This is a genomic window from Paenibacillus mobilis, from assembly GCF_058267595.1.
In genome coordinates this window covers 384,586-410,076 of record NZ_JBZCMS010000003.1, presented here as the reverse complement: position 1 = coordinate 410,076, position 25,491 = coordinate 384,586, and the positions used below count along the sequence as shown (strand labels likewise).

At 53.6% G+C, this 25,491-nt stretch carries 16 protein-coding genes; 1 reads left to right on the top strand and 15 read right to left on the bottom strand.

Translation table 11 applies throughout. The features are described 5' to 3' along the window. Positions 1-18: 18 nt before the first annotated feature. The 10 genes from AC3ZPD_RS08075 to AC3ZPD_RS08030 form a co-directional block, all read right to left on the bottom strand. A complete protein-coding gene (locus AC3ZPD_RS08075; RefSeq protein WP_490983767.1) occupies positions 19-1,305 on the bottom strand; it encodes an ABC transporter substrate-binding protein in 1,287 nt (428 codons plus the stop codon). 29 nt (positions 1,306-1,334) lie between these two features. Next, positions 1,335-3,668 carry a glycoside hydrolase family 65 protein gene (locus AC3ZPD_RS08070; protein ID WP_490983766.1) on the bottom strand — a complete coding sequence of 778 codons (2,334 nt, stop codon included), beginning with the start codon at positions 3,666-3,668 and terminating at the stop codon, positions 1,335-1,337. A 144-nt stretch (positions 3,669-3,812) separates the two neighbouring features. Further along, the gene (locus AC3ZPD_RS08065) at positions 3,813-4,823 is read right to left on the bottom strand and encodes a LacI family DNA-binding transcriptional regulator (protein WP_490983765.1); all 1,011 of its coding nucleotides are present in this window, start codon (positions 4,821-4,823) and stop codon (positions 3,813-3,815) included. A gap of 218 nt (positions 4,824-5,041) precedes the next feature. Further along, the gene (gene cydC / locus AC3ZPD_RS08060) at positions 5,042-6,772 is read right to left on the bottom strand and encodes a thiol reductant ABC exporter subunit CydC (RefSeq protein ID WP_490983764.1); all 1,731 of its coding nucleotides are present in this window, start codon (positions 6,770-6,772) and stop codon (positions 5,042-5,044) included. Next, the gene (gene cydD, locus AC3ZPD_RS08055) at positions 6,769-8,658 is read right to left on the bottom strand and encodes a thiol reductant ABC exporter subunit CydD (protein ID WP_490983763.1); all 1,890 of its coding nucleotides are present in this window, start codon (positions 8,656-8,658) and stop codon (positions 6,769-6,771) included. Before cydD ends, cydC begins: the two co-directional genes overlap by 4 nt. Positions 8,659-8,884: 226 nt before the next feature. Continuing rightward, the gene (cydB, locus tag AC3ZPD_RS08050; protein ID WP_490983762.1) at positions 8,885-9,901 is read right to left on the bottom strand and encodes a cytochrome d ubiquinol oxidase subunit II; all 1,017 of its coding nucleotides are present in this window, start codon (positions 9,899-9,901) and stop codon (positions 8,885-8,887) included. After that, on the bottom strand, positions 9,888-11,294 hold the full coding sequence (locus AC3ZPD_RS08045; RefSeq protein WP_490983761.1) for a cytochrome ubiquinol oxidase subunit I: 1,407 nt from the start codon (positions 11,292-11,294) through the stop codon (positions 9,888-9,890). The genes cydB and AC3ZPD_RS08045 overlap by 14 nt, the downstream gene beginning before the upstream one ends. A gap of 695 nt (positions 11,295-11,989) precedes the next feature. Next, positions 11,990-13,819: an adenine deaminase gene (ade, locus tag AC3ZPD_RS08040; protein ID WP_490983760.1), complete on the bottom strand. Its 1,830-nt coding sequence runs from the start codon at positions 13,817-13,819 to the stop codon at positions 11,990-11,992. Positions 13,820-14,000: 181 nt separating this feature from the next. Further along, positions 14,001-15,992 carry a S9 family peptidase gene (locus AC3ZPD_RS08035; protein WP_490983759.1) on the bottom strand — a complete coding sequence of 664 codons (1,992 nt, stop codon included), beginning with the start codon at positions 15,990-15,992 and terminating at the stop codon, positions 14,001-14,003. Positions 15,993-16,556: 564 nt separating this feature from the next. Beyond that, positions 16,557-18,020 carry a catalase gene (locus AC3ZPD_RS08030; RefSeq protein ID WP_490983758.1) on the bottom strand — a complete coding sequence of 488 codons (1,464 nt, stop codon included), beginning with the start codon at positions 18,018-18,020 and terminating at the stop codon, positions 16,557-16,559. A 277-nt stretch (positions 18,021-18,297) separates the two neighbouring features. Between AC3ZPD_RS08030 and AC3ZPD_RS08025 the strand changes: the two genes are divergently transcribed. Then, positions 18,298-18,426: a DUF4023 family protein gene (locus AC3ZPD_RS08025; RefSeq protein ID WP_490983757.1), complete on the top strand. Its 129-nt coding sequence runs from the start codon at positions 18,298-18,300 to the stop codon at positions 18,424-18,426. 101 nt (positions 18,427-18,527) lie between these two features. On the opposite strand, the gene pyk is transcribed toward AC3ZPD_RS08025, so the two are convergent. From pyk to AC3ZPD_RS08000, 5 genes are all read right to left on the bottom strand, one after another. After that, positions 18,528-19,943, bottom strand: a complete 1,416-nt coding sequence (gene pyk, locus AC3ZPD_RS08020; protein WP_490983756.1) for a pyruvate kinase — start codon at positions 19,941-19,943, stop codon at positions 18,528-18,530. 156 nt (positions 19,944-20,099) lie between these two features. Further along, entirely contained in the window at positions 20,100-20,273 is a 174-nt protein-coding gene (locus AC3ZPD_RS08015; protein ID WP_490983755.1) for a hypothetical protein, read from the bottom strand. Positions 20,274-20,486: 213 nt separating this feature from the next. Continuing rightward, positions 20,487-21,692, bottom strand: a complete 1,206-nt coding sequence (locus AC3ZPD_RS08010; RefSeq protein ID WP_490983754.1) for a GerAB/ArcD/ProY family transporter — start codon at positions 21,690-21,692, stop codon at positions 20,487-20,489. Next, the gene (locus AC3ZPD_RS08005; protein WP_490983753.1) at positions 21,689-22,879 is read right to left on the bottom strand and encodes a Ger(x)C family spore germination protein; all 1,191 of its coding nucleotides are present in this window, start codon (positions 22,877-22,879) and stop codon (positions 21,689-21,691) included. Before AC3ZPD_RS08005 ends, AC3ZPD_RS08010 begins: the two co-directional genes overlap by 4 nt. Before the next feature lie 31 nt (positions 22,880-22,910). Continuing rightward, complete coding sequence (locus tag AC3ZPD_RS08000; protein WP_490983752.1) at positions 22,911-25,328, bottom strand: spore germination protein; 2,418 nt, start codon at positions 25,326-25,328, stop codon at positions 22,911-22,913. Positions 25,329-25,491: the final 163 nt, after the last annotated feature.

Genomic DNA, 25,491 nt, shown 5'->3' with positions numbered 1-25,491 from the left:
TCGCTCCACCCGTCGTTTTTACTTGATTTTGCTGTCTATATTGGTTGCTGCCTCATCCAGAGCCCCTTTGACATCCTGTTTGTTCAGCAGGATCTTCTCCATGGCTTTCGTGAATTCGTCGACGAAAATCGGGCCGTTTGCGGAGCGCATGGTCACCGGCTTTTTGGCATAATCCATCATTTCGATGACCGGTTTGTCGTCCACTTCCTTGGCTTTGACTTCATCCAGCTCCTTCACCGTGGCCGGCAGCACCTTGCTGTTCTCGGCACGCAGCTTTTGAGCATCCGTGCCCGACAGCCATTTCACCAGCTCGTAGGCTTCCTGTTTGTGTTTGCCTGCCGCGTTGATCGCCCAGCCTGCGCTGGCAATGATGCTGCTGCGCGTTCCGTCTTCGCCTTTCGGGATCAAAGCCGAACCGTACTGTACGTCGGATTTGTCCAGATCCCCTTTGATCCAGCGTCCCGTAACCATCATGGCCAGCTTGTCGGTCATAAACATGGAGGAGTCTCCGCCCATCGTCTCCGTATCCTGCGGAGTCGGCGAAACGCGGTCCGGGCCGGTGGACAAAGCCACGTATTTTTCAAGCGCCGCTACCGTCTTGTCGCTGTTGATATAACCATCGGCTTTGGTGCCGTCTTCATTGGCGATATCCGTGCCGTAATCCCAGAGGTACGTGTAGATCGGATATTCCCATTTGCCGGCTTCAAAGCCGAACTCGGTGTATTTGTCGCCGTCTTTTTTAGTGAGCTTTTTGGCCGTTTCGATCAGGTCATCCCAAGTCCAGTCGTCCGTCGGGTACGAAATGCCCGCTTCGTCAAACATTCGCTTGTTGTACCATAAGGCAAGAGGATTAAAATCCTTCGGCAGGTAATACTGCTTGCCGTTGATGCGCATGCTGTCGATCAGGTCCTTCTGAAAAATATCCAGGCTGAAGGAGCTGTCGTTCTTCAAATAGTCATCGAGCGGCTCGACGACGCCTTTGTCGACATATTTGTAGTAGTCGCCTTCGCCGATCAGGAACACGTCCGGCGCCTGCCCGGCGGCCAGCGAAGTGGTCAGCTTGGTGCCGTAGCCGTCGCTCGGAATCGGTTCGAACTTCACTTGAATGTTGGGATGGGTTTTGTTGAACTCATCGGCCAGCTGCTGTTCGTTGGCGCCGGAATTGACGTCTCCCCAAACGGAGAACGTCAGGTTAACCTTGCCGCCGTCAGCGCTTTTGTTTCCTCCTCCCCCGCCGCCGCAGGCGGAAAGAACTATGGATGACATCAAAAGGATTGCAACTGCTGTGGACCATTTCTTTTTCATAAGATTTGACCTCCCCGGAATTTTCGATTTCAATAGGTGATCTGCAATTCTTTCGCAAATCGTACGGTCCGTCCGTGCACAACCAGTTCAACCTCGGCATCGGAATCCGTTCGGATACTCAGCGTATCCCGCTTCAGCTCCACCTTCATGCGCTGTCCCTGCCAATAGAGCGGGAAGGCAAGCTCTTCCCAGGCGGCAGGCAGTCTTGGATTCAGATGCAGCTCGCCTCCCAGCATGCGCACCCCGGCAAATCCCAGCACCACGCATTCCCAAATGCCGCCCAGCGAAGCGGAATGGATGCCTGCGTCGGAGGAATGCGGATAAGGACCCAGATCGATCTCCGCAGCGCGCCGGAACAGCTTGTAAGCGAGCTCCCCGTCTCCGAAATCATTGGCCAGAATGCTGTGCGTCGACATGGAGAGCGAGGAATCGTGAAGCGTTTTCTCCTCGTAATAATCGTAATTGGCTTTTTTGATCTCCGGCGCGAACCGGTCTTCCAACAGGAAGAAAAGCATCATGATGTCCGCCTGCTTGGAAACCTGCATCTCGCCGATCTGATCCAAATTGTAGTCGTCGAAAATAGCGGCTACCTTGCTCTGCTCCTTATAAGGGGACAGGTCGATCACTTTCTTAAGCAAATAAGTGTCGTCCTGCGGGATGATGCCGCCTTCGTCCGGCTGCGGCAAATAAATCAGCTGCACTTTGCCGTTCCAGTCGGCCATGGCCTCATCCAGGGACAGCTTGCGGTTCAACTCCTCGAACAACCCGGCATCCTCGCGCCGAAGCTGCTCGTAATAATGCATGGCCAGTTCGATGTTGAAGTGAGCCATGTAGTTGGTAAACGCGTTGTTGTCGACGTGTTCTTTATATTCGTCGGGCCCGACAACTCCGTTAATCTCGTAACGTCCCTTCGTTTCGTTCCACTCCAGCCGGCTCGCCCAGAAGCGCGCCGTATCGAAAATGATTTCGAATCCGAAGCGGTTCATGAAATCCCGGTCTCCGGTGGCCTTGTAGTAATGCCAGACGGCATAAGCGATATCGGAGGTAATGTGCTGCTCGATAAAGCCGGACCAGATTTTCGTCTGCTCCCCGGTTACGATGTCCACCTGGCCCCAGACCGGCGTCACTTCGCCGTCGCTCGGCCACGCAGCCTCCCAAGGGTACATCGCCCCCGCATAACCGTTGTCCTTCGCCTTGGCTCTGGCCCCTTCCAGCCCGAGGTATCGGTATTCCAGCAGGGCGCGGGCTACGACCGGATTCGTATAAATGTAGAACGGAAGGATAAAGATTTCCGTATCCCAGAACGAGTGTCCCTTATAGCCTTCTCCGCTCAGTCCTTTGGCCCCGATTCCCATCCGGCGGTCATGCGCCGGCGTCATGATGACCAGATGATAGATAGCAAAGCGGACCGCCAGCACATCAAACGAATGAACGGATTTCAGGGAAATCGCATATTGCTCCCATACCTTGCTCCAGGCGGCGCGGTGGCCCTCAAACAGCTTCTCGTAGCCGGCTGCATACATGCCTTTCAGCTCCGAAAGCGCCGTTTGCCTTACCCGGTCAAGCGATCGGTCGTCTTCGAATTCCCGATCCCGGCTCGTGAAAACGGTTGCCATTTTCTCAAAAGCAAGCGTGTTTCCTTCCTGCAGGTTCACGGAATAAGACACCGCAACCTTGCGCCGATCGATGTCCATTTTGGGAGAAAGATTTACCCTCTGTCCGTTTACGCTTACATGATGGGCCGCCCCCAGGACAAAGTCAACCTTCGATTCGGTCGTGGTCTGGATCAGCTCCAGATACGTTTTGTCGTAAATGCGCTTCTCTCCCTCGTGAAAATGCTGGCTACCGCTGTTGGTAAGCTGGCCGTCAATGCCCGAGCGGAGCACCAGCGTAATGTCCCCTCCTTCCAGCGGGGTGATTTCGGCTTTCAGGCCGATCTGGTGAAGCCGGTCCAGCGAAACGAAACGGCGGAAGCGGAAGCGGATTTTCTTGCCGCCGCAGGTCCAGACAAAACTGCGCGTCAGCTCTGCGTCCCGCAGGTTCAGCGACCGCTCGTATTCGGTCACCGTGCCGCGCTCCAGCGAAAGTCGCGTACCGTCGACGAATATGTCCAGCCGGGTCAGATCCGCCGCGTTTGGCAGCTCGCTCACTTCGAACTCGTCGAATTTGTTAAAGGTGCCGTTTACGAACAGGTTTCTTTTCTCCCCGATGTAAGGCTCCTCCGCCGCCGAACGAAGCCCCATGTACCCGTTGCCGAGCGACATGACGGCTTCGGCTTTACCGAGCGCCAAAGGCCGAAACTCCTCCTCGGAAAATACCCAATTCTTTAAATCGTCTGACCGGGTCTCGTTGTAGCTAAGCATGGTATACTCCCTTTCCTGAACAATCTTTATCTAGTTTTGAAAGCGTAACCTAAATCGTTTTCGGAATAGGTAAAAAAATCCGAAAACGATTTCGATCTAAGCAAAAAAATAAAGGTGTTGCAATCGAAAACGTTTTCGGAGCTATTATTGCACTTTTACGGTCTCCCTGTCAATAATTTCGAACGGAAGAATTTTATGATACCCGGCCGTTCGGTTCTCAAGCATCTTGACGACCTGCTCAAAGGCGGTATAGCCGATCTTCGAAAAATCCTGTCTGACCGTAGAAAGCTTCGGCGTCGTATAGCTGGACAGCACGATATCGTCAAATCCCATGATCGAAAGGTCCTCGGGAATACGGACATTCAGCTCCCGACAGCGGCTCATGAAACCGATCGCCATCAGGTCGCTGGCAATAAAAACGGCCGTAAGCTCCGGATGCTCCCGCAGATAAGACTCGGCGGCCTCATAGGCTTCTTCCTCGCTGAAGTTCGCTTCAATTACCCGGCTCGAATCAAAACGCAGACCGGCCGCTTCCAACGCTTCGCGGTAGCCTTGCAGGCGCTGCACGCTGACCGCGGCAAAGCTGTGACCGTTGATCATGCCGATTTCGCGGTGTCCTTTGCCGATCAGGTATTCCACCGCTTGTCTGGCCGCCCCCACATTGTCGGTAATGACCGATCCCGCATGCGGGCCGGCAATATCCGCGTCCACCACCACGCACGGAAATTCGCTGTTGACCAGCTCATCGAAATAAGGGTCCGTCGTCCGAAGACCCGACATAACGACGCCCGCGATTTTGTTCTCCTTGCAAAACTGCCAATAGGACTTGTCCTGCTGCTCCGACAGGCTCCGCGTATAAATGACCACCTCATAATGATAATGCTGGGCGGCCGCGTATACGCCGTTCATGATCTGGAACATGACGCCGTCCTTGCCGTTCGTCTGCTCGAAGTTGGAGATGATGAGGGCGATCGTTTTGGTGACCTTGTGCTTCAGATTTTTAGCCAGCATATTAGGAAAATAATTTAATTCCTGCGCGGCCTGCATCACTTTCCGTTTAGTGGCTTCGCTCACATCGGCATAGCCGTTAAGCGTCTTGGACACGGCCGAAATGGAGACGTTCGCCCGCTTCGCTACATCTTTGATTGATACCATAGGCTTCACCACAACATTTCTTTAACATTCTTTGGATTTCTTTGGATACAAATACTATTGTAGCGGTTACCGGCAAAATAGCAATCCTGCGCGCCGTTTGCGCAGAGGTTATGCCGGAAAGCGAAAGGCGGGCTGGAAGACAAAGTTCCGCCGGGAGCACGAACAGACACCGGGAAACGGTCCGGTGCCTCGCTCGCATGCTGCCGCTGCCTCCCCCTTTACTCCGGCCGGTCCAGCCGGTATAAACGGCGATATCGTTCATGGTTTGCCGTCAACTCATCGTGGGTGCCTCTCATTTCGATGCCGCCTTGATTCATAAAAATAATTTCATCCATCTGGCGGGCAAAGGTGAGATGGTGCGTCACCCAGATCATCGTTTTGCCTTTCGCCGCCTCCAGGACGGTCGTCATCAGCTCCCGCTCCGTCTTCGGATCAAGGCCGATTGTCGGCTCATCCAAAATGAGGACGGGCGTGTTCTGCAGCAGGACGCGGGCCAGCGCCACGCGCTGGCGTTCGCCGCCGGAGAAGCGCTGCCCGGTTTCGTGCATCGGCGTATCGAGGCCGGCGGGCAGCGAGGCAATCAGCCCGCCGAGACGGGCCGACTCAGCAGCCGCGGCGATTTCCTCATCGGTGGCTGAAAGTTTGCCGAGCCGGATGTTGTTGCCCACCGTCGTATCGAACAAATGCGGGCTTTGGTTGAGCACCGCCGCATATTCGGGCATACGCGGAGCCAGCTCTGCCGCAGGTACGCCGTTTAAGGTGATTTCGCCCGCACTTGGCGCAATCGCTCCGAGGATCAGTTTAAGCAGCGTAGATTTGCCCGCGCCGCTGCGGCCGATCACGGCGATCCGTTTGCCCTGCGGCAGCTCCAGGTTCACATGGGAAACAGATGGACGTTCGCCTTTGCTATAAGCGAAAGAGACATCTCGGATCGAAATATGGACCTGACCGGACTGCGGTACGGCCGGCGCGGGAGTTACCGCAGCCGGCTCGCAGCCGGACCCTGCGATCCGGTTTAATCTTGCCACCGCATCCTGGTATTGCGGAATCCGCTCTACGGCTTCGGAGATCGGCAGAAAGGCGTCCATCAGCGGAAAAATAACCAGTACAAACGCGGCGATCAGGGTAACGTCAATGCGGCCGGAAGCGTATTCCTGCCCGGACCAATACAGCGTAATCACCACGGCTAAGCCCACTGCAAGCTGGCCGATCAACGCCCGCAGCCGGGCCCAGCTGCGCAAAGAACGTTCGATCCGGTTTACCCGGGCCTCGGCCTCTTCATAGCTGTCCGCAAAACCGGCGGCACGTCCGCTGATGACCCAATCGCCGATGCCCATCACCGCGTCGGTCAGCTTCTGGTAAAGCCCGCTGCGCTGTTCCTTTAGCTGCTTGTGTTTCACCCGGGTCAGGCGGTAAGAGATGTAGGGCAGCACGGCGATCAGAATCAAAAGATAAACCGCGGCCAGTGCCGCGAAGCCCAGGCTGAAACGGCCGGCAAAAACAACGGCCAGAACGTACATGACCACGGCAGCCGCCGCCGGAAAAATCGTCCGGATATATACGTTCTGCAAATTTTCGATATCCTCCGCCAATACGCCGAGGATGTCCCCGGTTTTTTGACGGGAGCGGATAAATAGGGCCTGCGGTTCGAGCAGCTTATAAAGCTTGACCCGCATTTTGGACAAAATGCGCAGCACGGCGTCATGGCCCGTCAGCCGCTCCACGTAATGAATCACCGCCCGGGCGATCCCGAAGGTGCGGACGCCGACGATCGGGACATAAACGAGCAGGATGTTCTCCGGTCTGAGCGCGGACTTCGAAATCAGAAAGCCGGAAGTGAACATCAGCATGGCCGCCGACAGCAGCGTCAGGATGCCCAGCAGCACGATCAGCGCAAACCGCCAGAAATAGGCGCGAAAAAAAGGTTTAAACCACGTCTCCCCATTCATGCCAGCGCCTCCCTTTCCGCATTTACCAGTCCGTAATAAACGCCCCTGCGGGCCATCAGCTCCTCGTGGGTTCCCGCCTCCGCCAGCCTGCCCTGCTCCAGCACCAGAATCTGGTCCATCTCCCGCATCCAATGCAGGCGATGGGTCGCCAGCAGCACCAGCTTGCCTGCAAACATGGGCAGCATCGTTTCTTTCAGCTCATATTCGGTTTCGATATCGAGGTGAGCTGTCGGTTCGTCCAGCAGCATCACGGGACGGCTGCACAAAAAAGACCGCGCCAGCGCGACGCGCTGCTCCTGCCCGCCGCTCAGCGGACGTCCTCCGCCGCCGACCGGCGTTTCCAGGCCTTGCGGCAGGCTGCGAAGCAGCTCTTCCAGCCCGGCTGCTTGAACCGCCTGCCGGATGGCCGCTTCCGAAGCATCCGGCGCATAAAAGGCGATGTTCTCAGCGAGCGTTCCGCTGAACAAAAAAGGCCGCTGCGGGATGTACGTAATCAGACTCCGCCAGTCCGGCGTAGCCAGATTGTCCAGCTTCATCCCGCCAAGCTCAAATGTGCCGGCGCTTGGCTTTAAAAAACCGCCGAACACGTCGATCAAGGTGGACTTGCCTGCGCCGCTTTCCCCAATGATGCCGATTTTGCCCGTTCCCGGCAGCGTAACCGTCAGGCCGGCAAGCGAGTCCTTGCCGCCTTCCCCGTAGCTTACGGTGATGCCGGACATTTTTAAAACGCTTGAAGGGGTCCAAAGGATTTGGCCGCCCGGCACTGTGTTATTCATCTCCCAGATGGGTGCCGGTTCCTGAATAGGCACCGGTTCGCCCGCATTCCCAGGCTGATCTGCCAAAGGCGGGATGGTTTTGTTAGCTTTCCTATACGAACCGCCTGTCCCGGCGTCCCTTGTCCTGGCACCTTCAATCCCTGCGGTGCTGTCCGCCTGCGCTATGCCATCCGTCTCGGCGATAATCGCACGGATCGTTTCGCCCGCTTCTTTGCCGTCCATCGTCGCGTGGAAATCCGCGCCAACCATGCGCACCGGCAGGAAATATTCCGGCGCAAGGATCAGGACGGTCAGCGCTGGCAGCAGGGTAAGCCGCCCGTCAATCAGGCGGAGCCCCAGGCTCACCGCTACCGAAGCGACCGACAGCATGGTGAAGAAATCCAGGGCAAACGAAGACATAAAGGCTACCCGCAGCGTTCTCATCGTCGCCGAGCGGTAGGAATCGCTGACTTTCTCGATGGAGCGGACATGACTCCGGCTCCGGCCTAAATATTTCAGCGTCTCCAGCCCGCGCAGCGAATCCACAAAGTGGTTGGACAATACCCGGTAGGTGCCGATCTGACGCTCCGTCTGCCGGCGCGCGGCCAGACCTACCAGAATCATAAAGACGATCAGAATCGGCATCGTAATGATCAGAATAAGGCCCGACATGACATCCTGCGTAAAAACGAACAACAAAACCAGGACAGGCGTCATTCCCGTCGCCAGCATGCGCGGAAGGAACAGCTCCAGATAGGTTTTATATTTGGAGATGCCGTCCAGCACCAGGGTGACCAGCTTGCCCGTGCCCTCCCGGGCCGCAAAACGGGGACCCAGCGCAAACAGCTTGCCTACAAACGCCTTGCGCAGCGCGCTCCCGGTCCGTTCGGCAAAACGGTAGGCCAGCCGCTGCTGCAGCAGGTTCGTCAGCTGCCGGACCGTAAAACCAAGCAGGAACAATACGAGGCTGCCGTATTGTTCCTGCAGGGATCCGCCGTTAAACAGGCCGGTGACGGCATCCGCCAGCCACTTGGCCTGCATAATAACGGCAAGAGTATGAATGAACGTCAGCACGGCCATGAACCCCATAACCGTCCGAATTCCTTTTAGCTTCAGCAAGTTTTTGTCCATGTCCGTTCATCCTATCGCTTAGTGTACTGTAATCTGGCTTGCTAGTTACGCTCACTATCGGCTCCGATCCCAAATGTTCTTACAATCGCTGTTGTCTCCAAGATTCTTGAACACGTTCATTAACGTTAAATCTCGGAGACAAAGGCGAACGCTTCGCTTTTTCAGAATCATTTGTCCTCTCCACCTATAGAACGCACTGAAACGAACTCAGCTTAGTTCCATGTTTTCAGTATTCCAAATGCGATTTCTCGTGCACCCGTTTGTGGAAGACGAAATAACTCCAGATCTGATAACCGAGCACGAACGGCAGCAGCGACACAGCGACGATCGTCATGACCTTCAGCGAATAATGGCCCGAGGCCGCATTATGAATCGTCAGGTTAAAAGCCGTATCGATCGAGCTGATCATCACGTTCGGGAACAGCCCGGCAAATACGCCGATAATCGCCAAAGCGATGACAGCGCCGGTCATGCCGAAAGCCCAGCCGTCCCGTTTCCGGCTCAGGAAATAACCGGCCAGCAGGAAAGCGGCCAGTCCGAGCACCGCCAGCACGCTTAACACGGCGCCATGAGCTTCAAAAATATCCGTTGCCAAATAAGTGGCGATGCCGGTCAGGGCCAGCAGGGCTGCCAGCGGATACAGCATCTGTTTGGCCAGCTTGCGTGCTCTGTCCTGAATATCTCCCTCCGTGCGGAGCACCGTGAACAGAAGCCCGTGCACAAAACAAAGCAGCGTAACGGTAATGCCGCCCACCAGCGTATACCAGTTCACCATGTCGAACAGTCCGGCCCTCATCTCCATTTGCCCGTCGATCGGCAGGCCTTTCATAAAGCCGGCGAAGACGACGCCCAGCAGGAATGGCGGCAGCAGGCTGCCGATGAAAATGCAGACGTCCCACGTTTTTTTCCAGCGGTCGTCCTGCACCTTGCCCCGGAATTCAAAAGCGACGCCTCTGGCGATCAGCGCCAGCAGGAGGACAACAAGAGGCGTATAATAGCCGCTGAACATCGTGGCGTACCAGTTCGGAAAAGCGGCAAAAATCGCGCCGCCGGCCGTAATCAGCCATACCTCGTTGCCATCCCAGAAGGGACCGATCGAGTTGATCAGCACGCGGCGTTCCGTATCGTTTTTGGCGAGAATGCCTGTAGCCATGCCGACCCCGAAGTCAAACCCCTCGAGGAAAAAGAACCCGATGAACAGCACCGCCACCAAAATAAACCAAAGCTCATTAAGAGACAGCATGATACCCCTCCTTGCCGAATGGATCTGTGGAATGTTCGTCGTCGGAATGGTCTTTGGCGAACGGGCCCTGTTTGATCACTTTCACCCAAAGGAACACCATCACGATGGCAAGCACGGTATAAATCGCGCAGAAGGCAATAATTGAAAACAACATCTGGCCTGCGGACACGTTAGGCGACACGGAATCGGCGGTGGTCATCAGCCCGAATACCGTCCATGGCTGGCGGCCGAACTCCGTCATAATCCAACCGGAAGTATTCGCGATATACGGCAGCGAAATGCCAAACAGCATCAAACGCAGATAGTTTTTGTTCGGACGGTCCATTTTTTTGTGCATCCACAGGTACAAGCCGTAAGCCGCAAACAAAATCATGAGCGAACCTGCCGCCACCATGATGCGGAAGCTCCAGAAGGTCGTGCGCACCGGCGGGATGTAATTGCCTGCGCCGTATTTTTGCGTATACTCGGCCTGCAGCTCGTTCATGCCTTTAACTTCCCCATTCAGTTTGCTGTAGGAAAGGAAGCTGAGCAGGTAGGGAATTTTAATCTCGTATTTATTTTCTTTGGTCTTCGGATCAATCGCCGCAACGACCGTCCATGGAGCAGGGTCGCCGCTTTTGCCCCAGAGGCCTTCGGATGCGGCCATTTTCATCGGCTGGGTCTCTACCAGGTACTGAGCCTGCTGATGACCGAAGATGGCGGTCAAGAAAGAGGAGAGCAAAGCTACGATGACGGCGATTTTAAAAGAACTTTTAAAGAAAGCATAGTCTTTCTTCTTGAGCATTTTGTACGCGCTGATGCCGCAGATCAGGAAAGAGCCGGTGGCCAGCGCACCTAAAACGGTATGCGGGAATTCCACCCACAGCTGCCCATTGGCAATCAGGGCGAAAAAGTCGTTCATCTCCGCGCGGCCATTGTTGATTTCGAACCCAACCGGATGCTGCATAAACGAGTTCGCCGCCAAAATCCACAATGCGGACAGCGTGGTACCGAAGGAAACCAGCCAAATGCACAGCAAATGCACTTTCTTGGACAATCGATCCCAGCCGAAGATCCAAATCCCCATAAAGGTCGACTCCAGAAAAAACGCGGCCAGCGCTTCAATCGCAAGCGGCGCGCCAAAAACGTCCCCCACAAAACGGGAATAATCGGACCAGTTCATACCGAACTGGAACTCCTGCAAAATACCGGTGACGACTCCGACCGCAAAGTTAATGAGGAACAGCTTGCCCCAGAACTTTGCCATTGTTTTGTACACTTCTTTGCCCTTGGCCACATACATCGTCTCCATGACCGCGATCATAAACACCAACCCGATCGACACCGGCACGAAGAAGAAATGGAAGATGGTCGTCGCAGCAAACTGGATGCGTGCAAGCACTAACGGATCCATGGATCATACTCTCCTTTGAACGATAAGAATGGGAGGCTGAATGCCCCTCTTGCTTGGAAAACTCACTGTTCTTATCATGGCAGTTCTGCAAAAGGGGTATTGTGATAAATGTCACAATAGAAAACGGAAATATATAAAATTTGTGACCATAATCACAACATTCGTCGAAATTGCACACAAATCAGGCAAAACCAAGGGCGATTTCAAAGTCATTTTGCCTCAAAGCTCATTGACAGAACCGTTTTGTGATCTGCCTCACAACGTTCAATTTTGAAGTCATTTTATAGCCCGAACGGGCTATGCACGGGTTGCGGGATTCCAGTATCATAATACTCGTACAGATCAGGAAGAAGAATAAGAAGGAGTGAAGATTCGACATGATGGTTCTTATGTTTGCTTTGGTGGCTATCAGCTTTATTGTCATTGGCATTTTCTGCGCACAGATTTTCAAAGAAGAAGATCAGCTCGAACAACAAACGCATTAAGTTCAAGTCTGAAACCTTACATTAACCATTTAGATCCAAGCTTTCCCTTTACCCATAACCTTGCCTATAAATTTTAATTCCTTTCCTATTTTAAAATAAAAATAACCGCCGCCTTTCCCCCAGGGAAAGAACGGCGGTTTTGTTTTGCTGCTGGAGTCCACACTTGTCAGCATACTTGCCTGTCAGTACACTTGCCTGTCAAAAGATATTCTACAGCTCTACATCCGTGAGGCTGAAGGTGGTTACATCGACCAGACCGCGGTTGGAGATGCGCAAATCCGGAATGACGGGCAGCGCAATCAGCGAAAACGTCATAAACGGCGCATGAATCGTGCAGCCCAGCTCCTTCCAGCCCGCTTCGAGCCCGCGGACCTCTTCCACCACCTGGTCCAGCGGTTTATCGGACATCAGTCCGGCTACCGGCATTTCGACCAGGCCCAGTACTTTGCCGTCTTTTACGGCAATCATGCCACCGCCGCATTCCGCCAGCTTGGATGCCGCAAACGCCATATCCGCTTCATTCGTGCCCATGACTAGCAGGTTATGGCTGTCGTGCGCGACGGTGGACGCAACGGCGCCTTCTTTTAACTGGAAGCCTTTAGCGAAGGCAAGGGAAATATCGCCCGTGCCTTTGTGGCGCTCGATGCAGGCGAGCAGCAGGACATCCTGCTGCGGATCAGGCTGGATGTATCCGTCCTTCACCGTTAACTCGGCTGTCGCCGAGGCTGTGCGGGCGCTGTTTTCAATCACCTGAATTACCCGCACCCGGACCTTCTCCCCCGCTCCGCCGCTGCCGGCTTCGCTCGCTTGATGAGCCTCAGCCCGTTTGCTGCGCAGGCGGAAATCCTCCGGCGTAAGCGGCCTGGCCAGCTTCACCGACTGGCGGGCTTTTTCCGGATATACGTATGATGGATAATACGCCAATATTCTCCCTGCCTCCGCCACAACCTCACCGTCGGCAATAACGAGCGACGGCACCATCTGCCGCAGATCGTCGATGAGCAGGATATCCGCACATTTTCCGGGCGCAATCGCTCCTAAATCCCGCTCTTTATTAAAGTATTTTGCCGTGTTAAGGGTCGCCATCTGAATGGCGGTAACCGGTTCTACCCCTTCTTCGATGGCACGCCGAACAACGTGATTCATATGGCCTTTTTCGACCAGGGTTTGCGGATAAACGTCGTCCGTCACAAGCGTAATATTGCCCGTAGGCGCATGATCCTCCGTGACCACCTTGATCACTTCCTTCACGTCCTGCCAAGCCGAACCTTCACGGATCATCAGGTTCATGCCCAGCCGGATTCTCGCCAGCCCCTGCTCGCGCGTCACCGTTTCGTGATCGGAGGTAACGCCCGCAGCTATGTAAGCCTGCAGCATTTGCTGGTCGTCGCTCGGAAAATGTCCGGTAACCGTTTTTCCTGCCCGGATGGTCGCTTCGATTTCGCCTTTCATCTTGGGATCGCCATTGACCACGCCGGGGAAATTCATGACCTCGCCCAGACCCGCAACGCCTTCCCAGGTTAAACCGGCTTCAATGTCCTTGACCTCCAAAACGGCCCCGGCATCCTCCAGACCCTCGGCGGCCGGCACGCAGGACGGGTAAGTCGTAAACACCTTCAGCGGGAGCGCCCGCCCTTCTTCATGCATCCACGCGACACCTTCATTTCCGAAGACGTTCGCGATCTCATGGGGATCCATAAAAACGGCCGTGGTGCCTTTGGCCAATGCGGCTTTCGAGAACTCCGTCACGGTCATCATCGTGCTTTCCACGTGCATATGACCGTCAATCAATCCCGGCACCAAAAAACGGCCTTTGGCGTCCACGACCCGGGTGTCCGGTCCGATGGCGTGATCGGCTTTGCCGACGTACGCGATTCTTCCAGCCGATATGGCAATATCGGTATGCTTCATCAGCTCGCCGGAATAAACGTTAACCAGCGTGCCGTTCCGGATCACAAGATCCGCCTTTTCCCGGCCCATGGCCACCTTCGCAAGCCTGCCGCTGACCTCGTACAGCTCGCGTCTTCGTTTTGTCTCCATCGTTTATTCCCCGTTTCTTCTCTTTATTTTGAAAAATTATATAGCAATCGGCCGGAAAGTCAACCATTGGATGACTGGGAATTGAGTACAGCTCAAGCGGCAAAAAAAAAGGCGAAGACTGCTGCTGTAAAAACAGCAGCAGTCTTCGCATTTCGTTTACCTGATCACGTCTATTTGAATTTTAGAATTCCATATCCAAATGCCGATTAAACCAGCCGGCAATCCGGTTTAGCCGCTCTACCCGCAAAATCGGGCGGCCCGTCCGCGATAAATCGTGGCTGGCGCCCGGGAAACGGACCAGCTGCGTTGTTTTTCCGAGACGTTTGAGCGCCGTGTACAGCTGCTCGCCTTGCTCAATCGGACAACGCAAATCCTCTTCGCCATGCAGGATCAGCAGCGGGGTTTCCACCTGCTGAACATAAGCCAGCGGAGAATGTTTCCACAGCATTTCCGTATGCTCCCAAGGATTGCCTCCGCCGATTTCCATCTCTGTGAAGAAATACCCGATATCGCTGACTCCATAGAAGGAAATCCAGTTGGAAATGGAACGCTGCGTGACTGCCGCTTTGAAGCGGTTGGTATGCCCTACGATCCAGTTAGTCATAAAACCGCCGTAGCTTCCGCCTGTAACGACCCAACGGTCCGGATCAATAAAATCAAAATGTTCGGTCGCATAATCGGTTAATTCCATCAGATCCTGATAGTCGCGGCCGCCATAATCGCCGCGGCACGCATCCACAAACAGCTGGCCGTATCCGTGGCTGCCGCGGGGGTTGCTGTAAACAACCGCGTAACCCCGGGAGGCGAACAGCTGGAACTCGTGCATAAACGTATGCCCGTACATGGCATGCGGTCCGCCGTGGATCTCCAGCACCGCCGGATAACTGCCGCCTTCTTTAAAGCCTGCCGGCTTCATGATCCAGCCCTGAAGCTGTTCGCCGTCGGACGCCTCAAACCAGAAGGTTTCCGGTTCGCTCAGCTCCAGTCCGCCCAGCAGCTCTTTGTTCAGCTCCGTAAGCCGTTTTTCCAGCCCGGTCTTCGGATAAATGCGGAAAAGATCGCCCGGCTGCAAAGGATCAGCGGCTGCAATAACAAAGCTTCCGTCCGACTCGTCTGCAGCAAAACCGAAAATATCGCGTTTCCCTTGCGTCAAAGCCTCCGGAGCGCGGCTTCCGTCCAGAGCAAAGCTGTACAGATGAACGCTTCCTTTTGTCGTAACAAGCGTATATACCTCTTTACCGTCCGGGCTGAATACGGGTTTGTAGAAACCGCCGCCGCGCATATCGCTTATCGAGGCAGCCGAGATCATCAGATCCATTCCGGCCGTTACGCAAGTGACCTCGCCTCCGCCCGCAGGCATCCGGTAAAGCTGAACCAAGGTAGCGTTGCTGTATGACAAATCATCGCCCAAAAACACCAGTTCGCTGCCATCCGGCGAATAAACCACCTGATGGATATCGTACTGCGTAGCCGTTAATCTGCGGGGTTCCCCGCCTTCCACTGGCAGCTCGAACAAGTCGTTCTTCAATTCTAGGTCGGGATCGGCCTGAGGATCTGCGGGAATCGTCGCCGTGAACACCAGCTTTCTGCCGTCCGGGGAACATGCGACACTTCCAACATCAAATTCCCCTTCCGTTAATGGTTGAACCGCTGCATCCCCTAGCCCAATGCGATACAAATGACGGTAACGGCCGTCCCATTCCCCACTGCCGTCCGACCTCGGCTTGGTCCGGTCGCTGACCACTACCCGGTTAGCTTTGTCTTCGTCTTTGACCGCGGGTGGTCCGCCAACCGGCTGCTTAATAAATAGGGCGCGGCTGTCCGCAGACCAGACAAAACCTTCTACGCCGTGTTCGGCATGCGTCAATACGGCGGCTTCTCCGCCCTCCTTCGGTAAAATCCAAATCTGGGGATGATCTTTGTGTTTCCGGATAAAAGCCAGTTTCGTGCCGTCCGGAGACCAGGCAGGAGCAGCGTCTGTCTCTCCGGAGGTATAAGACTGGTCTTTCCCGTCCACGTCCAGCTTGCGGAAATGGCTGAGGTAACCCGTGCGCTCCTTATTGACCCTCTTGACTCCGTACACCACTTCGCCGCTGGAAGGATGTACGCTTAATCCCGAAATCCAAGCCAATTCATACAAATCCTCCGAAGTAACCTTCCGTTTTGCCGTCATACAGAAGCCGCCTCCTATGTAATATTCATGTTATATTCCCCAACAATCAATCCATCTAAAAAAGACGGATAAAGCTGTTATATCTATCTTATTCCTCCGAATTTACAGCGTCAACTTTGAAGAAAAAAGAAATTATCCGGCGTTACCCTTTGATTAATCGGCGATTTTCGACTTTTTCCGGAACCAACAACTTTTATACTTTTTCAAAAAAAATAGTGAAATCTCTTTTTTCTTATGCTACGATGACCTCATAATAATTGAGCTTTTGTTAGTTTTCCTGACATCAAAGAGGGCCGATGATCTGCTACCGCATCCAGACCATTTCCGTTTCGGCAACAGCAAGGCATTCCCCGCTGCAGCTCCCCGTTTCGGACTGCTTTGTCCGCTGTAATCCCCGACTTCTCCCCGCAAAACCTCCCAGACCGCCCCTCCGGTTTGGGAGGTTTTTTCCTTGGTCCTCAAGCAAAAAAAAAAGCCCTTCAAAGCACTGCGATGAAGCAGTCTTTGAAAGGCCGTAGGTTTGTTCATTAATTTGAAGTTATAATGCCGTCAACAATGATGACATTAACGCTGCATGCCGGACGGCATAAATCCGCCGATATCCACGCCAAGACTTTTTGCGACCCGCATGCCGTATTCCACGTCTGCGCGGAAGAAATTGCAAATCGCGCGGAGTTGAATTTTTTCGTTGGTTTGCTTCAAATCCCCCACGATATTGCTGATGAGATGGTCTTTCTCCACATCCGTGTAACTGCGGTACAGCTCTCCGGCCTGCGTAAAATCATCCGTTTTCTCGATTTTTTGGCTTCCGGTCTCCCCGCTGAGCGGCATCGAACTGTTCCGGTATGCAGGGTCTTCCTTCACGCTGTCCGTGTAACTGTTCGGCTCAAAGTTGATCGGGGAAGGGTCCTGGTTTACGTTCATCTGTCCGTCGCGCTGATGATTTCGTACGGGCGCATAAGGGCAGTTGACCGGAATCTGCATATAATTCGCTCCCAGACGGTAACGCTGCGTATCCGGATAAGAGAACAGGCGGCCTTGCAGCAGTTTGTCTTCGGAAGGTTCGATGCCCGGTACGGTTGCGCTTGGCGTAAATGCGGCCTGCTCCACTTCCGCAAAGAAGTTTTGCGGATTCCGATTCAGCGTCATCGTACCGACTTTCAGCAGCGGGTAATGTTCTTCCGGCCATACCTTGGTCGGATCGAGCGGGTCATAACTCCAAATGTCCAGGTCTTCCACCGGCATTAGCTGAACATGCAGCTCCCACTGCGGAAAATCGCCCGAGGCGATATGCTCATGCAAATCGCGCGTGGCATGGTTGAAATCCTTCCCTTGGACTTCTACAGCTTCTTCAGCCGACAGATTGCGGACGCCCTGCTTGGATTTCCAGGTATACTTCACATAAGTAACCTTTCCTTCGCTGTTGATCCACTTGAAGGCGTGAACGCCGAATCCGTCCATTTCCCGGTAGTTCGCCGGCGTGCCATGATCGGAGAACACCCAGGTCATCATATGGGTCGATTCCGGCGACAGGGTCATAAAGTCCCAGTACCGTCCAGGTTCCTGTACATTGGTGGCAGGCGAAGGCTTCAGTGAATGGACCATGTCCGGAAATTTTATAGCATCGCGGATAAAAAAGACCGGCAAATGGTTGCCCACAATGTCATAATTGCCTTCCTCCGTATACAATTTCACGGCAAAGCCGCGCGGATCGCGAGCAGTTTCCGGGGATCCGGCCGAGTTGATGACCGTAGAAAATCTTACGAATACCGGCGTCTCCCGTCCCGCCTCTTGAAGAAAGTGGGCTTTCGTGTGGGCGCTCATGCCGGCTTCAGTTACAAAAATACCATGCGCCCCCGCCCCGCGGGCATGCACTACACGCTCCGGGATGCGCTCTCGGTCAAAATGAGCCAGCTTCTCAAGCAGATGGTAATCTTCGAGCAGAGCGGGACCACGTCTGCCAGCCGTTCTGGAATTCTGGTTGTCTCCTACCGGGGTACCTTGATTTGTAGTCATTCTTTGATCCATATTTTGAACACCTCATCGCGTGAATTTAGACTTGATCTAAATTTGATTCTAACATCATTGCGGTTTCGCATCATGAAGAAGGCATGAAATAAAGATGAATGATCCGAAGGCAAAAATGAAGATAGATGAAGGAAGATGAAGATCAATGAACGTCAATGAATATGAAGCAGACTATAAGCCGATATTCAGCCTTTTTTGATGCTCCGGCGAGTTCATGATTTCGAGGCCAAAAGGGCATAGTAAAAGCGGATTCTTGTCAGGAAAGGAGGATAAAGGTATGGAAAACACCCATGAATTCGTAGAGAAAGTACGCCAGCACCAGAAAAACCAGGAACGGAACAAAAAGCGGGGCCAAGGCACTCCCAATGCCGCGCTGCCAACCAAACAACACGGTACCAACAAATAAAGCCGATCGGCGAATGAAGCGGGCATTTATAAAAATGAAAACAGGAGCCGGGCCATGCCCGTACTCCTGTTTCGTTATTTCCGTAGAGCCCGCTTTACGTCCTATACCTTCTGTACCTTGACCAGGTTGGTCGTGCCCGCCTGCATCACAGGCAAGCCGGCCGACAGGACAATCGTATCGCCCTTATGGATATAGCCGGTATTCAGCGCATTGCGGATGGCGGATTCAAACATTTCGTCGGTCGTAGCCACCTTGTCTCCGAGCACCGGAGTCACGCCGGAGAGCAAGCAGATTTGAGGCAGCACCTTCCGCTGCGGCGTGACGGCAATAATCGGCGCTTCGGGGCGGTATTTGGAAACCATCCGCGCCGTAAACCCGCTTTCCGTGGATACGATAATGGCTTCGGCCTTCAGTTCCAGTGACGCGTTAACGGCGCTTTGGCTGATGACCTCCGTGATATCGGACGGATGCTGCAGCTTCTTGCGGTTGAACTGTTCCTGGTAGTTCAGCACGCTTTCCGCTTTTTTGGCAACGGTGGCCATGGTTTGAACCGCCTTGACCGGGTATTTGCCGGCGGCCGACTCTCCGGACAGCATGACCACGTCCGCCCCCTGAATGACGGCGTTAAACACGTCACCGACCTCCGCCCGCGTCGGACGCGGGTTCACCTGCATCGATTCCAGCATATGCGTGGCTACGATCACCGGTTTGCCCGCATAATTGCATTTTTCGATCATTTCCTTCTGCAGCATTGGCACATCCTCGACCGGCACTTCTACGCCCAGATCGCCGCGGGCCACCATGATGCCGTCGGACGCCTCGATAATGTCGTCCAGGTTGTCGATGCCTTCGCCATTTTCAATTTTGGAAATGATCTGCACATGCTCTGCGCCATGCTCCTGCAAAATACGCCGAATTTCGCGGATATCGTCGCCTTTGCGGACAAAAGAAGCGGCGATCATTTCGATGTTGTGCTCCAAGCCAAATTTAATGTGACGGATATCCCGTTCGGTGACGCCGGGCAGCGTCGTTTTTACGCCGGGCAGGTTAACGCCTTTTGTTGGTTTCAAAGGCCCGCCGCTGATGACCTTGCAGTGCATTTCCGTATTTCCCACCTTTACGACATGCAGCTCGATCAATCCGTCGTTAATCAGTACGCGGTCACCCGGGCGCACTACCTTGGGCATATCCGGATAATTCACGGATACCCGGCCGGCATTCCCCTCCACAATTTCCGTAGTCAGCGTGATCGCGGCTCCCTGCTCCAGCATCACGGAAGCTTCCTTCAGCTTGCCGATCCGGATTTCCGGACCTTTGATGTCCAGCATAACCGGGATAAAGGTTCCGAGCTCCTCCGCAGCCCGGCGAACCCCGTCAATCCGTCTGGCGTGTTCTTCAAGTTCTCCATGCGCCATATTAAGCCGTCCTACGGTCATTCCGGCTTCAATCATTTGCTTCAGCACCTGGGGTTCATCGCACGCCGGTCCTAGCGTACAAATGATTTTTGTTTTCTGCACGTCCTGCAGCCTCCTTTGTCATCGTATAAAAATCGCGTTGGTATCTTTTACCCGATTCTTCTACCTGCCATGCGCCATACCAAAAAAGCCCCCGCTTCCGGGGGCCTCGGCGCCTCAGCGGACATTTCCGCCCTCCGCCTGGTCGATCGCCTGCTGTTAATCCTTTTGATCGTCCAGATACTCATTCAAAACACCGCTGCCATCCTGACTGTGGTTCTTAAACTGGGCTTTCCGTCCGGCTCTCCGTTCCCCCCGGCCTCCCGCCGTATCGCTCTGTCCGTTATTGCTGGCAATTTGACGTTCCCGTTTCTGATGTTTGTCTTTGGTCATGGGTGACTCTCCTTTGCATGGACTGATATTGGGTTAAATGCTTTTGTTTCTGTTCGGGGATAAGTTCAGGTTTAGTATGCCTTGTCCACCGGCGGGACATGCATTCTAAAGCCGCTGTCCGGGTCATCCGCCCTCCTGCTGAGAACCGCCATTTCGTTGATGATCGCCGTTATTTTGCATTTGATCGTTCGGATTCGTTTGATCCCCGTTTTGCTATTCCGTATGATTCTGCTGCTGGCCGCTGTTTGGCTGTTGATTAGCGCTTTGCTGTTGTTGGGCATTTTGCTGCTTACCGGCCTGCTGTCCGTTTCCATTCCCCTGGTTTGGAGCACCTTTGGGAAACCGGACAGCCGATACGATCCACAGCAGAATCGGAATTACATAGCCGTTAAGCGGCAGCAGGGTTCCTATCCATAGGTTTTGCAGAATGACCACATTGGAGATATTGCTTCGAATAAGCAAATAGCCAATCGTAGAAGTCGTAACGGCAGGAATAACAACGAAATATTTCCACTTGTTAGCTTTGCCTACCCATTGAGCCGTCCCATAGCTGGTTACAAAGACATAGATGGACATTTTCACAAAAATGCTGACGAGCCAGACCGCCATTACAAAGATATCCATATTTTGAATGAACTCCATGAGGTAGACCAGCTTAACCATGTCGAAAAAAGGATAATTAAGTTTGGAGGCGATATGCCAGCCGAAAGTCATCAAAACCCAAAGGAGCCCCATCAAGATAAAAAAAGTCGAGAGAAGAACGCCCGACAAGGCCGCCCGCCTCGTGTATTTTCCGGGTTTGTCCACGAAGGCGATCAGCATCATGACGCTCACAGATTCCGCTAACAGGGAGCCGGGGACAAGAGAACCTTTAAGGATGGGAACCATGCCGGTCAGCGCGTAAACCGGGAACAATGCTTTCCAGTCCAGATTGTTTATGGTAAAAGCAAAGGTCAGGGCCAGAATCGCAAGCAAAATCGGGCTCCAGATCTGGGTACAGCGAGCGATCACTTCAATCCCGCCTTTTATAACGGTATAAACAATGATTAAAATCATGGAGCCGATGATCATCCATACCGGAGTCATAAACAGGACATTGATATGCACAAACTGATATTGATCTCTCAAGACCAGCGGTATGACCAGATACCATTGGATCATATAAGGAATCACGATAAGTTTGCCCAGCCATTTGCCTAAAATGACGGTACTGAACTCAAACAGGGTTTGCTTCGGATGTCTCAAGGCTACCTGGGTCCCCAAATAAACGGCCCCCAGACCGATCAGGCCGGAAATCATCGAGGACATCCAAGCATCCTGGTGCCCTTCCTGAACGACCAGATTGATGGCAATAAGCAGATTAATTCCCACATTCAGCATCAAAATCATCCAAAGCAGCTGTTGGTTACTAATCTTCATTCGCTATCCCGGCTCCTTTCAGGAAGCAACGACTGCTGATCCAGTCCTGTTCCCGTGATATCCAGCTTCACCACCACGTCTACCGGAGCTTCTTTGAACGTTTCCTTCCAATGGGGCTCAAGCTTTTTCCACTTGTAGGGATGGAACATCCGTATGGAGTCCCCGAAGTTAAAGACATCGGTCCCGTATTTCGTTTGCACCTTCTTGAGGACCCGCTGCACATCCTTTTTCAGCCCCTTTTCGAAATGCTGCTCCAGCTCTTTTATGACCTTCGGCTGGCCGACATTAAGCGGCGTATTGTTTTCGAGAATTTCTCCTCGGGCGTTTAATCGGACTTTAAAAGACACTTCGTTCCCCTGAAAGATGGGCGTGATCTTGCTTTTCAAATGGTTCAGCCTGATGCTGACCGTATCTTCTTTTCCACCGATCGTTTTCGTGACATCCCTTTTCTCCAGCTCGTTCGCGATCCACAGCCTGACCCAGAAATCTTCAGTATCCAGATAGCCGAGCATTTTTACGTTTTCATCCATTAAAGCAATGCCGTCTATCTCCAACGTGGGCTGCGGAGGGCTGTCTTCGCTGGTTTTTTTAGGGGTTTCCACTTCGGGATTCACTACATGCAGCGTTGGAATGGTCCCGCATTTGTTTTTATTTATTTGAATTAAGAAGTCAAGCAGGGAGCGGCTGATCGGGGCTCCGAGCTTTTCCTGGATTTTCTGCACGGCAATGGATGGATTGGTCTCCAGCTTGTAGAACAAAGCCATAGCCTCCTGCGCAGTTCCCCCTTTGACCACAAAAATATTGCTCCGCGGCCGCACGCTCGGACTTCTCGAGTATTCGTCCATCATGTGCCCGAGCCCATGCTTTGCCAGGTTTTCCCCGATAAAAATATTCCGGCGGTGCCCCGAAAAAGTTACGCGCGAAAGCTTTTTCTGCATATTTTGACCGGCGTCGGTAATGTTTTTGCCCATGGCGCTCTCCGTAATGTATCCGGGGTTTCCGCTGCTGCCTCCTTGAGGTTTCGCGGCAAGCGGAAGAACGATGTTAGCCGTGGCCATATAACGCCCGTCTTCGAGCAGATCCATTCCCCAGCCGAGCAAAATGGCGCGGTCATTGAGTTCAAGCCGGTCCCAGCAGCCGGTCAGAAGGAACATGAACATTAGGACAAGCGCTATTTTTCTCCACATCGTGATTTCCTCCCGTTTCAGAATACGATTTCTATTTCACAGGCGACCGGTTTTTGTTGTGGCCGGATAACGTGCCCATACGTTTATTCATTTTCCATTTAGGAGCCCGGATCAGGATATCCCGCAAATTAGCGCTTTCCAGCGGACTTGCAGGAGCCATGTACGGAATGCCGAACGGTTTGAGCGACACAAGATGCACGGTCATCAAAATGAGAAACAGCATGATGCCGTAAAATCCGATAAATCCGGAGATCAGCAGCAGCGGAAACCGCAGCATCCGAAAGGACGTGCCGATGTTGTACATCGGAAACGCAAAGGATGCGATACCGGTCAGCGATACGATGATAACCATCGGGCTCGAAACAATACCAGCGTCCACGACAGCTTGTCCGATAACCAGCGCTCCCGCGATACTCACTGCGGGTCCGACCTGCTGCGGCAGGCGGATCCCCGCCTCGCGCAGCCCCTCGAAAATAAATTCCATCAGCAGCGCCTCGATCATAGCTGGAAAAGGAACGCCTTCGCGGGCGGAAGCAATACTGATCAGCAGCGGCGTGGGAATGACCTCGGGATGAAACGTGGTAAGCGCCACATAAAGAGAAGGCAAGAGCAGTGAAATATGCACAAAAATATACCGCACCCATCGGACCAGGGAAGCGTACATCGTTCTTTCCGTGTAATCGTCTGCCGCCTGAAGGCCGGCCCAATAAGTCATAGGAACGATCAGGACAATCGGCGAGTTGTCCACGATAATGACAATTTTCCCCTCCAGCAGGCTTGAAGAGGCCACATCCGGCCTTTCCGTGTTCTGTACCTGGGGAAAAGGGGAATATACCTTGTCCTCGATGTATTCCTCGATGTCCTGGGAATAAAGAAGCCCATCCACATCGATATCCTGAATGCGGCCCCGTACCTCATTGACAAGCGAATCCTTGGCGATTCCGTCAATATACATAATCGTGATATTGGTACGGGTAAAGGTTCCTACGGACAAGGCTTCCGCCTTCAGGCGGGAGCTCGCGATCCGTCTCCGGATCAGTGACGTATTGGTTCGCAAGGACTCGGTAAAGCCGTCCCGCGGTCCGCGGACGACCTTCTCGGAGGTCGGTTCACCGATCGCTCTTTGCTCCATTTTGACCAGGTCCACGATCAAAACATCGGTTTCCCCATCCGCCAAAACGACGGTCTGGCCCTTCATGATATTCTGAACGACGATCTTGAATTGTTTTTCCCGGCTGATTTGCGGTACGGAAATCAGCTGTTCCTCCAATTTGGCCGCCGGTTTCTTGTCGCCTTCCTTGTTCCGGCCGCCGCTTTCTCCCTTGCTATTCCGCTCTCCTTGGCTGTCCTTCTCTTCCTCGCCGCGGTTCTGCTCTTCCCCCCCGGTCTCTCCTTCGCTGCCGTGGCCCTGGCCGCTCTGGTTCCGGCTGCCCTGGTCCCGGCTGCTTTGGCCCTGCTGGCTGCCCGTCTCTCCTTCTCCAGCTTGGGAGCTGCCACTCGGGCCCTCCATAAGCGGTCTTAGCACGGCTTCTTCTACCTGCTGGGAATCGCTCATACCGTCAAGATAAATTAATACGGCATTCGTTCCAGAAGTTTTTATCTTGAAAGGACGATAGATAATATCCGAGCAATTTTCAAAGGTTGTCTTAAAACGAGCCAGATTGGTCTCCAAGTCCGGTTCAAGCGGCGGATCATCGGACTCCCCATTCGCGTCCTGTCCGGAATTAGCATCCGAATCCCGCTTGGAAGATTCTCCCCGGCCCTGCTGCGAGGCTGCGTGGGAACCCGCTTCCCCTGGCGGTTGCTTATCCTGATTAGAACCCGTGGTCTGTTGATCCGACCCGTTTTGGGTATTTGGATTTGTATCTTGATTTGTATTTTGATTAGAATCCTGATTGCCGCTTTGTTCATTATTTTGCCCGGTTTGCGGGTTAGAGTGCTGGTTCTGCGTCTGATCCTGACTTTCTGTCTTCATCAGCTCGCTAAAAAAACCCGCCTTATTCGCCGAAGAGTTTCTAGCTGTCTTCGTTTCATTCAGCGAATTTGTACTAGCCGAACTTGAATCGTCTTGGCCCATGCCGCTTCCGGAATTTCCACTCCCTGCCGATGATCCGCTTTCGGAAGCCCCGCCGCCTGACGATGAGCTGCTTTCGGAAGCCTTATCCTTCGTTGCCGTGCTGCCGTTCCCGGAATCCCCGCTTTTGGAGGTACCGCTGCTCGAGTTTTGATCATCGGTTTGATCAGCATTTCGGTTCGATTCCCCGACCTTGTCCTGTCCTTGATCTTGCATCTGATCCTGGTCCTGCACCCGGTCCTGATCTTGAGCCCGATCCTGCTGATCTTGGCCCTCAGTCTGTTCCTGGCTTTGAAACTCCTGATTAGGCTGCTCTTCGTTCCGCTCCTGATTTTGCTCCTCATTATTGTCATTTGTTTTTCTAAACCACGACACGGGCCTCACCTCTTGGTGTTGGTATTTGCCGTTTTTGGTCAAAATATGCATAATTCTTGGAAAAATGAGGTTAAAGCGTACGCCTGTCGCTGCCCACCGGTCTCGTTCGTATAACGCAAAAAGAGGACCCCGGCCGGGTCCTCTTTGCAATCTCGATTCCTTT

Coding starts and splice junctions, on each gene's coding strand:
- AC3ZPD_RS08045 (WP_490983761.1), bottom strand. CDS start 11,294: ATGGATCCGTTAGTGCTTGCACGCATCCAGTTTGCTGCGACGACCATC.
- cydC (WP_490983764.1), bottom strand. CDS start 6,772: ATGAATGGGGAGACGTGGTTTAAACCTTTTTTTCGCGCCTATTTCTGG.
- AC3ZPD_RS08010 (WP_490983754.1), bottom strand. CDS start 21,692: ATGAAGATTAGTAACCAACAGCTGCTTTGGATGATTTTGATGCTGAAT.
- AC3ZPD_RS08075 (WP_490983767.1), bottom strand. CDS start 1,305: ATGAAAAAGAAATGGTCCACAGCAGTTGCAATCCTTTTGATGTCATCC.
- AC3ZPD_RS08035 (WP_490983759.1), bottom strand. CDS start 15,992: ATGACGGCAAAACGGAAGGTTACTTCGGAGGATTTGTATGAATTGGCT.
- AC3ZPD_RS08065 (WP_490983765.1), bottom strand. CDS start 4,823: ATGGTATCAATCAAAGATGTAGCGAAGCGGGCGAACGTCTCCATTTCG.
- ade (WP_490983760.1), bottom strand. CDS start 13,819: ATGGAGACAAAACGAAGACGCGAGCTGTACGAGGTCAGCGGCAGGCTT.
- cydB (WP_490983762.1), bottom strand. CDS start 9,901: ATGCTGTCTCTTAATGAGCTTTGGTTTATTTTGGTGGCGGTGCTGTTC.
- AC3ZPD_RS08025 (WP_490983757.1), top strand. CDS start 18,298: ATGGAAAACACCCATGAATTCGTAGAGAAAGTACGCCAGCACCAGAAA.
- AC3ZPD_RS08070 (WP_490983766.1), bottom strand. CDS start 3,668: ATGCTTAGCTACAACGAGACCCGGTCAGACGATTTAAAGAATTGGGTA.
- AC3ZPD_RS08005 (WP_490983753.1), bottom strand. CDS start 22,879: ATGTGGAGAAAAATAGCGCTTGTCCTAATGTTCATGTTCCTTCTGACC.
- AC3ZPD_RS08015 (WP_490983755.1), bottom strand. CDS start 20,273: ATGACCAAAGACAAACATCAGAAACGGGAACGTCAAATTGCCAGCAAT.
- cydD (WP_490983763.1), bottom strand. CDS start 8,658: ATGGACAAAAACTTGCTGAAGCTAAAAGGAATTCGGACGGTTATGGGG.
- AC3ZPD_RS08030 (WP_490983758.1), bottom strand. CDS start 18,020: ATGGATCAAAGAATGACTACAAATCAAGGTACCCCGGTAGGAGACAAC.